Below are 12,820 nucleotides of genomic sequence, written 5' to 3'. Positions count from 1 at the left end.
GCCGGCGCAGTCCTCAGGTGTTGGGGCGTCCCCTCTGGGCTGCTTCCCGGATTCGCTAATCCGTTACCTGGCGAAACGCCTTATAAACCAAGGGTTTCAAGGAAGGCTGAGTCGATTTATCGCAGTCATTTGTGTACTGTTTGCAGTAAACAAGCTAACTAAATAGCTTAAGTAGCGCTGCTTTAAAGTGAATATAAGTTAAATGTTAGACTATTAATTGTTAGGTTTAATTTATTATACGGAGAGTAATGAGCCTGGTTCGGAACTTTCTGACATTCCATCGGGCGCGAGACCTATGGCGCGGTAAACGTCGGAGGTTCAATGTGAGCTTGCCGGACGTGGGACCCAATGGTCGCTCACCCCGCGGGACGCTTGAGCAGCGTCGTGCCGGCACCTGAAAGAAACTGACTCCGTGCTGCCCTGGCGACGATGCGTCTCAAGCGGTGCGACCGGGCTGCCGATACTTGAGATCATGGACCGAGCCGAGTTGCGCATCCACCTCAATCAACTAGACGCAGCGGTGCCAGCGTTGCGCGCGTCGAGTCCTGACCGCCGCCACTTTTGGAGAGCCTTTACAGTCATGGCCGCTGCCATCGAGAGCAAGGCAGCGACGAGCGAGGACGCGCAGTTCGTCGGCCGTCGGGCCGAGGAAATCTTGTCTTGGCATGGGCTAACAGAGGCGGACGGCGAGGGCTGAGGTCAGGGGGTTGTTAGGCCGCGCTTACTGAGCCTGTGCTCGACACATAGCACACAGCCATCCAGTGCTTGGCGTAGTCATACGCAGCGCTTCGATCAGGGAAGGCAACACTGGGGACTGGGTAGCGGTGAAGCGTGATGCCGCCGGGCCTGGAAATTAGGAGCTCTGGAAGGAACTTCCCGTCAGACGGGGTGATGTGGGCTGTGAGCAGGTAATCGCCCACGTGCCGAGTTGTTGCCGTAACGCCCAACAGTGATCCTCCTCGAGGGTGCTATGCACCTCTGGTTGCCTGACACCATCTTCAGACAAACGACTGCCAGGGCCAGCCCTTGGCAAGACGTCATCATGGAGGGAAAGAGCTTGAGACACTGTCGGCGAAAGGTGGACTGGACTGTAGGTATTTTCCTAGCCCGGTTCGAATCGCCGAGGTTGCTGTCTAGCTCAGGTGTCGCATCAGCCACTCGGAACTCATCGTTGAAAAGCCGGACCACGCGGCGTCCTTCTTTGCCAGCTTGGCCACCAGAAGGCGATCTTCCTTATCAAGGTGTAGCTTCAATGCATCGCGTATGGTGCTGGCGTTTCCCAGATGGCCGATGAGCCAAGTCGAACCCACATCGTTAGACCAAGGATGGCCAATTTCTTTGATCTTTGAGAAAAACCCTGTGTAGTCCTTGTCGCTACTCTTGCACTCGAAACTCACCATGTAGATCGGCACGCACAACTCCTTTTGCTCGGTTTGTGCAGTATGCCAGGGCACGCTTGTGATTAGGTCCACGTCATCAGCAGTGCTAGAGCGATTGCCTAGCGACACCGCGTGAAGCCATAGCTTTATTCCGTCCAAGCTCGCCACGTCTTTGGGATTCAACAGTCTCCGAATGTCGTATTCCTTGATTGAGCTTGGCATCACAACGTCGGTCACGATGAGCTTCTCAACGCCAGCACGTTGCCATCGAAGACCGCCATGCATGCGTCGAAGTCGTGAGGGCGGTAGGCCCGAATCGTATCCATGCGGACCAGTTTGCGTCAGACACGCAAGCCAATGCGCAAAGGGCAAGTCCTGGCCAAGCAGGATGCTTTGACCCATCAATCCAATGGCCGATAACACCTGCTGATTCCTCTCCACTCAGGTAGGCATTCGCCAGCTGGGATGGGTCTCAACGTTCTTCATCTCCACCAGCGCTGGGCCTCTGAAAGGGACCTTAGCTTCGCTGGCCCGACCGCAAGGACAGGCCTTCTTCTCGGCGCTGGCGCTCTGTTGCGGCCCTTCGCTGTGCGCCGCTTGCGCGGTGCTCGCTCTCGGGTGCGGTAGGGCCGGACGCTCCGCCTGTCGGTTCCCACGAGGCGCACAACGCGCTGGTGGAGAAGAACCGATGAAGCGCACCCAAGACCTGAAGGCTCAATACCAACTCCAGATGGACGAGGAGGGCATCTTGCTCGCAGCAGCCACCATCCTGGAGCAACGCCTTCAACGCCAAGGCCGCATCCACAGCCCTGACCAAGCCGGTGACTACCTGGTCGCCCGCTGCGCCCACCTGCCGCACGAAGTCTTCGGGGTCGTCTTCCTGGACAACCAGCACCACATCATTTCTACCGAGCACTTGTTCACCGGCACCGTCGACGGCTGCGAAGTCCATAGCCGGGTGGTCGCCAAGCGTGCCCTGGACCTCAACGCCGTCGCCGTCATCCTCTTCCACAACCACCCGAGCGGGAATCCGGAGCCCAGCGAAGCCGACCGCAAAGTCACGAAGCGCCTGGAGCAGGCCTTGGGTCTGCTGGACATCCGAGTCCTCGACCACCTGGTCATCGGTGGCCGGCAGCACACCAGCCTGGCCGCAAGGGGGTGGGCGTAGCCCCCTTCTTCCATCGGTTGACGACGGCGCAGATGTGCTCCGTAGAACGGGACCCACCGCTCACCGCATAGCAAGCCATAGCAACAACAAGAAAACGGATGCGCCCGCGACCGTAGCGAACATCTTCCACTGTCGGAGTTCGGCTTTTAAGCCCTGACTATCCAGCTTGCTCTGCTGCAAGAGTTCACCCAAATGGCGACGCGTTTCATCAAGCTCAGACTCCCTCCGATCCAGTTTTGTCGAGAGTTGAATCAACTTGTCTTCGGCATCGCTTGCTTCGGTTCGTGCGTCTTCTGCTTCTTGAGCTGCATCCAGGCAATCTCGCAGTCGGTGGCCGAAATCGCTGGGCGTGAGGAAAACATCGTCGGCGTGCTTGTCCAGCAACAGCACGTCGTTGGCATGGCCCAGCGCGACATAGAAGGGCAGGCCTGTTTCGATCAGGGCACGGGTGACGTTGCGTGAGTCGCCAATGGCCTCCAAGCGCTCCCCACCACCTCGCGCGATGACCAGTCCTTTCACGCCGGTCCCAGTGAGCTGCTTCAATGCTTCAAGGAACTTGGCTTCATCTCCGAAGTGGGCCGTCACTTGCGAGTTGTTGCGCAGTTCTGGCAAGCGCGCTGCCGAGCAGATGTCATCCCAGCCGGTCTTGCTCGCAAGGAAGCCAAGCCCAGAAAGGCCATTTCTCCCGAGGAACTCCCCAATCGCCACTGGATTACGTCCTCGATCCGGGATGGGCACCACTGGCTCGCGCGTGACCGTGAGCCAGGGGCCCTCCACGCGCCCCTGGAGCTCTACGGACATTTTTCTGTTCACCGTCAACACGCCTGCAATGATGATCGGGGCGTCGTCTTGAGGTTGCTCATCCACGGGAATCCTGAAGCTCAACTCGGTGCCGGGATAAGGCTCAAAAACCCCATAGCAGAAATGTTTCCAGGGCGAGAGTTTCTTCGCTCTTCCAGCCACGCGAATTGGCGTCTTCCCCCCTTCTAGCCGTGCAAGGGGCCCAACCTGGTCAGCGGTGATCCAAGGCGTGTTGGCGTCGGTGGCTGCTGAGTCGAGATTGCTGCTTGCTTGGGACATGAGCGCATCAATGGAAGCATTTCACTCAATGTAGCCCAGCGATCGAAACATGGCCCACGAGCGACTCGCTATACCGGGAGATATGTCACACAACCATGGGGTGCGTCCGCCAATTCTCACGTTTGACTTGCTGGGCTACTGTGCGGATAGACTGAGCCTCCCAACTCTTAATATGAGCTGGCTTATGGACTTCAGTCGCAATGGACGCCCCCTCTCCTGTGCCTTGGCCATGACATTGGCTGCAGGGGTTTTGACTTCGGGACTGGTGGCGTGCGCTCAACCTTCGGCTTCGCCTCAGGAGACCACTGTGCCATCCCCCCCAAGCCAGGCCTCAATCGAGGCCGAACAGAACAAAGCTGCTGCGGCATCTGATATCGCAGCTGACGCGGCGGCAAAGGCCACGCCTCGGCTTGTCGAAGTGGACGAATACCCCGATTTGCTGCCGGGGCCCGCGTTGACCGCGCCCGCACTGACCAGTGCCATCGTTCAATTGGCGCAGGCTCTTCGCTCCCAAGCCGACACGGATCCGGGAGCTGTTGAGCGGGCCATGGGGTTGAAGTTGCCTCCCGATGCCAAGGGGCGCCGCTATGGGGCTAGGGGCGCTTTGGAGAAAGCGGGCTATGCGGTGGCGGTCTGGAAGCCTTACGCCAAACACCCTGGCCACTTGATAGAAGTGTCGGTCAGCCCGCCTAGTTCATGCGAACTCACCATGAACGCGGTGCAAGCGCCTCTTTTATTGGCGGGCTTCCGGATGACCAAGCCGGGTTTTGGTGACGACCATCGGATCATGTTCGACAAGCAGGCCGGCCAAAGCCTTGGTGTCTACGTCGCCGTCAAGACAGACAACCGCAATGACCCACACTGTGTTTCGAGAGTGACCTTCGAGTTGGAGCCAATCGATGGTTGACCCACGTGTCGAGCAGCTCCTCAGCGAGGCAGAGAAGCAATCCGGGTTGCCGCCTTCGGCTGCTCGGGACTTTCGCGAGGCCGTCGAAACCTCTCCCTATCTTGCGTCTGCGATGGCCCAGGCCATCGAGAGCGGCAGTTTGCGTCACCTGTCGGTGTCAAACCGGCCGAACGAAGGTGGGCACTACGACGCTAGCACAGGCACAGTCAATGTCAGCGCGGATATATTCCAGAGGACCAAGCAATCCGATCGCGTGGATTTGCTGACTGGTGTGTTGGGTCACGAGACCGGGCATGCGTTGATGGCCAAGTCGGCTGAGCAATCGCGATACAAGCTTGCCTACGGCATCGACCAAGCCCTGAAAGAGGGAGCCCAATACGGTGAGCCGGTGGTGGATGTCACTCCTATAGCCAAGGAATATCTTGCCTCCGCTCGCCGGGACGAGGGCCTGGCAGAGTTGATGAGCATGAACTCTGTGGCGAGCCGGGTAGCCACGACCACCGGCGAAGTCAACCAAAAAGACCTGCTTCGTCGGCTGGACCCCACGACCGCCTGCGTTACCAACGAGCAGTTGGAGCCCGGCGTCCGGCTGGATGAGCATGGGTTGCAGCTCACGCAGGGCCGTATTGCGAGTCCTGCCGTGGAGGCGGTGGCCGAGTGCCATTTTGACAAGGGCGGCAGCACCTTGGGGCACAAGGGCACGTCGGTCTACCAGGCCTACTACACGGCTTACGTCGTTGGTGCCGGTGCTGATATTTGGAAAGACCGTGCAGGCGCCACGGCGCAGCCGATGCCTAAGTTGGGCTACAACCTGCAGGAGCTGGGGGTAAGTGCCCAGCAAGCCGAAGACGCGGGCATTGACCTGGGTGGGGTGGGCAAGACGTTCGGGTTTGCGGATACCTCCCAGGGACAAGTGCGTCAAGTGGAGGTGCGGCAGTTAGGCGCAGGCAATAGCAATCGCCCTGAGTTGAAGGCAGAAAATGATATCCAGCCGCAGCAGATTTTGGCTGACAACCCGGCCCATGCCGACCATCAGACTTATGCCCGCATCCATGACTGGGTCAAAGGCACGGGCAACTGGAGCGAAGAAGAGAGCCGGAACGTCAGCGCCTCGCTCTACAAGCAGCAGACCGAAGACCCCTTGCTTAAGCGTGTGGACCAGGTCACCGGGGGCCTGGGTAAGGACGGGGCTCACAACGTGTTTGCGGTTTACGCCCCGCATGGAATTGGAGTTGCGCCAATCTTCCATGCCCATGTCGATGGGCGCGAGGCCTCCCAGCAGCCGGCCCAGCAGAACCTTCAGCAGGCCGAGGTCATCAAGCAAGACCAAGTGCGGCAGCAACAGATGGAACAGACTCAGCAAAAAACGGCTCAGCAGGAGCAAGGACCACAGATGACGATGAGCGGTCCATGACGGTTTTGCTAGTATCTTTTTGATGCGCTGGCGGGTTTGCAAGGAATTGATGGCCTTGCAGCTAGTGGAATGGACTCAGGGGGAAGGTATGTGGTCTGACATCGAGACAAAGCGTGATTACCTCAACTACCTCGAATTAGCGGAGGTTGTATCGGAGGTGTTGCTGAATCCCAGCATGCGGCCAGTCTCGGTCGGTGTATTCGGAACCTGGGGAACTGGTAAGTCCAGCCTGCTGAATCTCATAGAGGGGCGGCTGCTGGATGATGCAAAAGATGAGGTGATCATCATCCGGTTCGACGCATGGCTCTATCAGGGCTACGACGACGCACGCGCCGCACTTATGGATGTCATCGCGCGCCGGCTGTATGAGGCTGCGAAGAAAGATGCAGGACTTCTAGGGATTTCTAAAAGCTTGCTGGCGCGTGTGAACACCATGCGCACCCTGGGGCTGGGGATAGAAGTTGTTGCCGCCTTGCATGGCATGCCGCTGATGGGAGTTGGCTCTAAAGCAGTGGCAGGCCTTGAAAAATTGTTCGCGGGAACGCCGGAGGCGGAAGGCACTCAAGCGGCGGCGGACGGAGTTAAGGCTGTGGCTGGATTGGTGGACCCTGTAAAGGGTAAAAGCCCGCCTGAACATGTTGATGCATTTCGTGAAGAGTTCCAGAGGCTGCTGGTTGGTCTGGATAAGACGCTGGTGGTCTTTGTCGACAACCTAGACCGTTGCCTGCCAGAGCAGACAATTCATACGCTTGAAGCGCTGCGACTATTCCTCTTCATGGAGCAATCCGCATTTGTTGTAGCAGCTGATGAAGACATGGTGCGTCACTCGGTGAGTCAGCATTTCAATGGCGCCAACGAGCGGCATGTAACGGATTACTTGGACAAGCTCATTCAAATACCGGTGAGGGTTCCGAGGCTGGGCGTTACCGAAATTCGCGCATATCTCTTCATGCTCTTTGCTGAGGCTGGCGATGTGAGTCAAGCGAAGATGGACGACCTTAGAAATGCTCTCGAAAAGAACCTGCGCGCCAGCTGGAAAGAGCCACCGATAACGGTGGATGCGGCTTCAAAGCTGGTGGGGGGCGATGACGCTATACAAATGAGTTTTGATATAGCAGAGCGCATGTCGGCGCTTCTGGCGAAATCAACATTTGTCGAGGGAAACCCGAGGATTGTCAAAAGGCTTCTCAATGTCGTGCGCTTGCGCGCCCGCATTGCGGCTAGGCGCGGCATGCCGGTAGACGAAGCCATGGTCGCCAAGTTTGCTCTATTTGAACGTTGTGCAGACCCTGTGGCCGTTAGGAAGCTCTATGCACTTATCAATGAAGCCGCCCAAGGAAAGCCTGAGCTCATCGCTACCTTAGAAAGGCTTTCTGACGATCCTAAGAAGTTCGAAGAGGCGTGCCCCGTAGAATGGAAGAAGAGTGCGGATTTTTTGCATGACTGGCTTGGATTGAAGCCTGTCTTGAGTGGCCTTGATTTGAGACCATTGGTGTATCTCAGCAAGGAAACGGCTGTGCTGCGCTCCATTGCCGGTGACATGTCTCAGTCGTCGGCTGAGGCGGTTCTTCGCTTGGCCAATGTGAAGACTCTTTCTTCACCTGCTGCCGCGATGGCAATCGCTGGCATTGCTTCGGGTGAACATGGGGCCGTAATGCGTGAGCTACTCGCTTCTCTCAGGGGACATGCGGACTGGAGTGTTCGTCCCGATGCAATAAATGGTGCGGTGTTGCTCGCCGATTCGGATGCAGATGCCGGCCGGCAGCTTGGCGCCTTTTTAACAGGCCTGCCAGGTAAGAAGTCACCATGGTTGAAGGCGCTTGTAAAAGACAAGGCATGGGCTAAGGGAGTAGCGTAGATGGGAACATCAACATCGAGCAAGGGAGCCAATAACCGCAGTCCCCTGGTTCCGCCGTGGGCGGATGTGGACGGGCAGGGCCCCGGGCCGGAGCCTGAGGAAAACCGCTTCAAGTCATTTCGGACGCACCTTGGTAAGTTCGTGGCAAGCGGTGATGGGCAGCAACTGAGTAAGGCGCTCAACAGCTACGCTCGCTCTTCTACTGGAGGCTCTGCGGTAGGCCCCAGGCGCTTCGGTTCAGTCGCTCAGGCCGGCGCCGGCTTGTTCGGAACGCTGAATCAGCTTCGGACCAACTCGCCAGGAGCACCGGTCAACCTTGCCGCTTTATCTGGAAGGCCAACGCGGGAGGTTATTGATGCCTTGGTTGATGCCCTTGTGCCAGAAAATGGCGACGCTGACCGAATCCGGACGGCGCTCAATGAGGCTCTTTCGATGTGTCTGGACGGGGTGGAGGCCTTCGACTTTGCCAGCATCACAGACGAGATCCTCGTGAACCTGATGGTGACCTATACGGCGCTATCGATTTTTCAAGCAATCGTCATGGATTCGGACAAGGCTTTTACGAAAGCCGACAGTCCCGAGGCTGTGGAGCGAGCGGAAAAAGAACTTATGCAGCTGGTTGAGGTTGTTACCGACAAGCATATGAAGCCGTTGCTGTCGGGGAAGATCTCGCAGCTGACCATTGAGGAAATGCAGGCTGTCCAAATCGCAGCCATCAAGGAAGTTTGGAAGGAGTGGGAGGACTATCAGTCATGACTACTGTGGTCGTGCATCCTGATTTGACTAAGCTTCCGGCTCCGCAAGCGGATGTTATTCCAGTCCACTTGTATGGAGGTGTTCCTAACAAACTAGGAATGGCTGCGATTGGGTTGAGTCTTTACAACCGGCTTGCCCGCTTAAAGGCGCCTATTGACCCCATTGCATTTGATTTTCTTTCGCTATCGATGGCGGTCACTGCCTCAGATACGTTTGTCAATCGAGATGATGCGGCCGATGGGTGGGCACGGGACATCCAGCTGACCGTCGCGCTTGTCGAACCTGCTCGTTGGGTGCCGGTGGTCCCTCTGCTGACGAGTGCGCTCAACTTCCTGAGTGGAGACGTCTGGTCTATCAAGCTTGTGGGAGACGGTGCACCGCCGCCTGTCTTTAAGGTTCGAACCAGGAAAGTGATCGACCCGGCCCCTTGCGACTGCGCATGCTTGTTTTCAGGAGGTCTGGATAGCGCCATCGGGGTGCTGGATTTGCTCAAGAAGGGCCGCAAACCGATTTTGGTGAGCCATGCCTACACGCACGATGCTAAGCGCCAAATTGAGCTATTGCCGAAGTTGGGGGCCAACCTGGTTAGGTTTGGCGCACAGGCAAATCCTAGTGGGTGGCTGGAGGTTGGGAACGACGTTCAAATGCGGACCCGCAGCTTCAACTTCCTCGCCATGGGAGTCTTGATGGCGTCCGCCTTGGTGGGTCCAGGATCGAATCGTCGCACATTGTTTGTCCCCGAAAACGGTCTGATCGCGTTGAACCCGCCTCTGACCCCGCGGCGGATTGGTGCACTTAGCACCAGGACGACTCACCCTTATTACCTGAATCTCGTGCAGAGGATTCTTGACCAAGTTGGTTTGCTCGTTGACATCAAGAACCCTTACGCAGACAAGACTAAGGGCGAGATGATGAGGGATTGTCTAGACCAAGCTCGCCTCAGGCAGATTGCCGACAGGACCGTGTCTTGTGGGAAGTGGAAGCGCAAAAGAACTCAGTGCGGCCGCTGCGTTCCGTGCCTTATCCGCCGCGCTGCATATCATGGGGCAGGAATGAAGGATGGAACGGACTATCAACCGGAGGGACAAGTGCTCCAGCACTTCTTGGATCACGGCGCCGACGCTGACGATTTGATGGCGATGTTGCTGGCCGTCAGACGGCTTCCTAAGGCTGATGTGGCGAAATGGGTCGCACAGACCGGGCCAATGCCACTGGTTGCAGCCGACCGCGATTCTCGCGTGGAAGCGGTGCGGCGTGGGATGATTGAGGTGGAGGATTACCTCAGGTCACAAGTCCAGTTTTGATGCCGGCTCCCACTGTAGACATGCATTGCCATCTCGACCTCTATCCTGACCCTGGGGTGGAGGTCGAGCGGGCAGGACGCAGTGGTGCCTACGTGTTGTCGGTTACAACGACTCCCTCTGCTTGGATCAAAACTCGTGAACTGGCTAGTCGCTACCCGCGCATCAAGACTGCCCTGGGGCTCCATCCTCAGTTGGCGGGAGAGCGTATTGGAGAACTCAGCCTGTTCGACCGCCTTTTGCCAGAGACTAGATACGTTGGAGAGGTGGGCTTGGATGGCGGGTCCGATTGCAGAGAGTTCTGGAGTCGGCAGGTCGAGGTATTTCACCATGTTCTGAAATCGTGTGCCGATCAGGGCGGAAGAATCTTGACTATTCACAGCCGCAATGCCGCGACGGAAGTCATGGATTCTTTGGATCAGCATAAAGGCTTTGGTGTCGCGATACTTCACTGGTTCTCAGGGACAAAGAGAGAGCTGGCTAGGGCTACAGAAATGGACTGCTGGTTCTCCGTCGGAAGCGCCATGGTCAGCGGAGCGAAAGGCCGTGAGCTTGTGAAGCTTATGCCGCCTGAGCGCGTTCTCACTGAAACGGATGGCCCCTTCGCGAAGCTACGCGGACGGGCCTTGGCACCGGCCCAGTGTAGCGAGGTCGTTCAACACCTGTCTCAAACCTGGGGCGTATCGGCTGAGGTCGCTGCCGAGCAAGTGGTGAAGAACCTGAGAGAGCTGGTTTCGCTGTAGCAGTGCTGAGAGGGCAGCCAGTTGGTTGGATTCTTTCTGCGCCAGTGCTGACTGGCATGGTTCAATGGGGGCGTGTTGGTCTACTCTCAATGAGAGCCTTTAGGGCGCTCAGCAGAGCGTCGTCGTCGAGTGCCTGGGCTCCGGCTAAAAAAACCAGGTCGGCCACGCGTTGCCGTCGTTTCATTTCTTCTCGCTTTGCCGTTTCCTGCTCTTTCGCTTCGCGGCGCTGGTTGGCTAAAAGCTCTTTCGCTTGCAGCTGTGCTAAGCGCTCGGTGGCCCGCTGAATTTGGTCTCGGTAGTGATTCGTTGCGGTCATGCGTTTCTCCTGTCGCTTGGAAATGAGTCAATCAGGAAAACGGCTCGCGTCAAGCGTTGAGGTGGTCTCGAATTTAGGCCGCTTCGAAAATCGAAAAGCCTGAAAAACAAAGCTTAAAAGAAAGAAGCAAGAGCGCACCTAGGTGTCACTGCGTGACACGTGCGCAAGGGTCTTCGCCCCTTGAACCCCAAGCGCTTTCAGCCCTTGCGCAAATCCGAATCCACGGCATAACGAAGCGAACTCAACCGCTTTGGAACCCATGCTTCATGGCCATCTACCACGCCAACGTCAAGACCTTCAGCCGCGCCAAGGGGCACTCATCTGTCGCAGCGGCCGCCTACCGCGCCGGCCTGCTGCTTGAGGACGCGCTCACCGGCCTGCGCCACGACTACCGCCGCCGGGACGGCGTGGTCGAAACGCGCTGCATCGCCCCCGAAGGCGCGCCTGACTGGGCCCTGATTCCCGCCCAGCTCTGGCCGGCCGCGGAGGCTGCCGAGCGTCGCAAGGACTCGACGGTTGCACGTGAGTTTGAATTCGCCTTGCCCCACGAACTAGATGACCTCCAGCGCCTCGACTTGGCCGTGGAGGTCACGCGCGCCTTAGTTGGCCGCTACGGGTTCGTGGCCCAAGCCAGTATCCACAGCCCTGGTTCCAAGGATGGGCTGAACTGGCACGTCCATGTCCTGGCAACGACGCGGCGCATGGGTCCAGACGGTCTCACGGACAAAACCAAGGAACTGGACGGCGGGCCGTCGGGACGTGTCGAGGTGCAGTGGGTGCGCGAACTGATTGCCTCCACCATCAACGCGCACCTTGAGAAAGCCGCGCTCGAGATTCGGGTGGACCACCGCCGACTTGAGGTCCAAGCCGAGGATGCACTGGCGCGCGGCGACTTGGCTGCCGCTGCCGTGCTGTCCCGCGAGCCGACGAAGCACGTCGGCAAGAACGGGACCGCGCTGGCTCGACGGGGCCAGCCGTCGGAGCGTTCGGACGCAAACCGTCGGATCGAAGAGACCAACGAGGAGACCTTCCAAAAGCTCATCGCCGTTTTCGAGCAAGAAGGGCGAGCCATGCCGGTGCCCGACGGTCACAGCCAGGCCCAGGCCGAGCGCGAGGCTCGCCGACCTTCTGATGTGCTGTCCTTGCCGCTCGGGCGCGGGGCAGGGCATATCGAGGTGTCCCGCAGCATGGCGACCATTGCCCGTGGGTTGGGACTGCTGGAGGCCGAGGATGCCAAGCCGCCCCGCGAGCCACGTTCGGTCGCCGAGCTCGCGGAGGAGGCCAGCGACGAATGGGGAGTGGCTGTTCAAGCGGATCCCCGCTTGGCGAAAACACTCCACGCAACACTGGACCTGCTGCAATGGATCAGGGAACGCGTGGCTGCCTTCGCCGAAGATGCCCGGCTGCGCCCGGACCTCAACGAGCTGCTGCGGCGACTGCGGCGCTTCAAGGCAGCCGCCATGAAGTTCGCCCGGCGGCTGCTGGCCGAGCGTCGCGCCGAGAAGTTGCATCACATGGCCGAAAACTCATGGAACGACTTCGTTGCGAACAATCCCGAGCCCGGTCCGTCGTGGATGCAGGGAGGATGGAAGCAGAGGCGTGGTCGCCGACTGAGCACCCTCGAAGCCCGAGTCACAGAGCTAGCCGATGCAAGGGCCAGGGTGACCCCGGAGGAACAAGCCCTCTGCGAGAAAGAGGCGTTGGCCAGTGCGGCGCATCTGGAGGTATGGAGCCGAGACATGCTCCAGCGCTATCCCTTGGCACTCGACATGGCGAATGAACCCGATGAGCCGCGTCCAAGCCCTGTCATCGTCGCACCTCCTGCGCCGGCCTACGTTCCCCGGCCGCCGCGCTTCCACTGAAACCAAAGAGCCCCGCACTGCGGGGCTCGTCTTGAT

11 protein-coding genes and 1 pseudogene are annotated in these 12,820 nt (G+C 58.5%); 9 read left to right on the top strand and 3 right to left on the bottom strand.

What is annotated here, in order from left to right:
- Window positions 1-472: 472 nt before the first annotated feature.
- Entirely contained in the window at window positions 473-697 is a 225-nt protein-coding gene (locus tag ACCQ01_RS17335; protein WP_228431021.1) for a hypothetical protein, read from the top strand.
- Between the two features lie 436 nt (window positions 698-1,133).
- On the opposite strand, the gene ACCQ01_RS17330 is transcribed toward ACCQ01_RS17335, so the two are convergent.
- A complete protein-coding gene (locus tag ACCQ01_RS17330) occupies window positions 1,134-1,616 on the bottom strand; it encodes a hypothetical protein (protein WP_206710324.1) in 483 nt (160 codons plus the stop codon).
- Window positions 1,617-2,067: 451 nt separating this feature from the next.
- On the opposite strand from ACCQ01_RS17330, the gene ACCQ01_RS17325 reads away from it, so the two are divergent.
- Window positions 2,068-2,547 (top strand): JAB domain-containing protein, encoded by a 480-nt coding sequence (locus ACCQ01_RS17325; RefSeq protein ID WP_372358817.1) that lies wholly within the window; start codon window positions 2,068-2,070, stop codon window positions 2,545-2,547.
- Between the two features lie 60 nt (window positions 2,548-2,607).
- Here the strand turns inward: ACCQ01_RS17325 and ACCQ01_RS17320 are convergent, their stop codons facing one another.
- A complete protein-coding gene (locus ACCQ01_RS17320) occupies window positions 2,608-3,627 on the bottom strand; it encodes an exodeoxyribonuclease VII large subunit (protein WP_228431016.1) in 1,020 nt (339 codons plus the stop codon).
- 307 nt (window positions 3,628-3,934) lie between these two features.
- Here ACCQ01_RS17320 and ACCQ01_RS17315 point away from each other — a divergent pair, with 307 nt between their 5' ends.
- The 6 genes and pseudogenes from ACCQ01_RS17315 to qatD all read left to right on the top strand — a co-directional run bounded on the left by ACCQ01_RS17315 (window position 3,935) and on the right by qatD (window position 10,606).
- Window positions 3,935-4,534, top strand: coding sequence for a hypothetical protein (locus ACCQ01_RS17315; protein WP_228431014.1), 600 nt, complete (start codon window positions 3,935-3,937; stop codon window positions 4,532-4,534).
- A gap of 991 nt (window positions 4,535-5,525) precedes the next feature.
- Window positions 5,526-5,948, top strand: a pseudogene (locus ACCQ01_RS17310) (XVIPCD domain-containing protein); the annotation flags it as partial.
- Between the two features lie 88 nt (window positions 5,949-6,036).
- On the top strand, window positions 6,037-7,806 hold the full coding sequence (locus tag ACCQ01_RS17305; protein ID WP_228431010.1) for a KAP family P-loop NTPase fold protein: 1,770 nt from the start codon (window positions 6,037-6,039) through the stop codon (window positions 7,804-7,806).
- Complete coding sequence (locus ACCQ01_RS17300) at window positions 7,807-8,562, top strand: Qat anti-phage system associated protein QatB (RefSeq protein WP_070698049.1); 756 nt, start codon at window positions 7,807-7,809, stop codon at window positions 8,560-8,562.
- Window positions 8,559-9,866 (top strand): Qat anti-phage system QueC-like protein QatC, encoded by a 1,308-nt coding sequence (gene qatC / locus ACCQ01_RS17295; RefSeq protein ID WP_228431008.1) that lies wholly within the window; start codon window positions 8,559-8,561, stop codon window positions 9,864-9,866. The genes ACCQ01_RS17300 and qatC overlap by 4 nt, the downstream gene beginning before the upstream one ends.
- Window positions 9,867-9,886: 20 nt before the next feature.
- Window positions 9,887-10,606 (top strand): Qat anti-phage system TatD family nuclease QatD, encoded by a 720-nt coding sequence (gene qatD, locus ACCQ01_RS17290; RefSeq protein WP_081340490.1) that lies wholly within the window; start codon window positions 9,887-9,889, stop codon window positions 10,604-10,606.
- 61 nt (window positions 10,607-10,667) lie between these two features.
- On the opposite strand, the gene ACCQ01_RS17285 is transcribed toward qatD, so the two are convergent.
- Window positions 10,668-10,922, bottom strand: a complete 255-nt coding sequence (locus ACCQ01_RS17285) for a hypothetical protein (protein WP_070698046.1) — start codon at window positions 10,920-10,922, stop codon at window positions 10,668-10,670.
- 266 nt (window positions 10,923-11,188) lie between these two features.
- On the opposite strand from ACCQ01_RS17285, the gene ACCQ01_RS17280 reads away from it, so the two are divergent.
- Window positions 11,189-12,784: a MobA/MobL family protein gene (locus ACCQ01_RS17280; RefSeq protein WP_228431006.1), complete on the top strand. Its 1,596-nt coding sequence runs from the start codon at window positions 11,189-11,191 to the stop codon at window positions 12,782-12,784.
- The last annotated feature ends 36 nt before the right edge of the window (window positions 12,785-12,820 follow it).

It is taken from the genome of Xanthomonas sp. NCPPB 4037 (assembly GCF_041475695.2).
Taxonomy (GTDB): domain Bacteria; phylum Pseudomonadota; class Gammaproteobacteria; order Xanthomonadales; family Xanthomonadaceae; genus Xanthomonas; species Xanthomonas campestris.
Note: the sequence above shows the minus strand (reverse complement) of the source record. Positions and strands in the feature narration are given on the sequence as shown.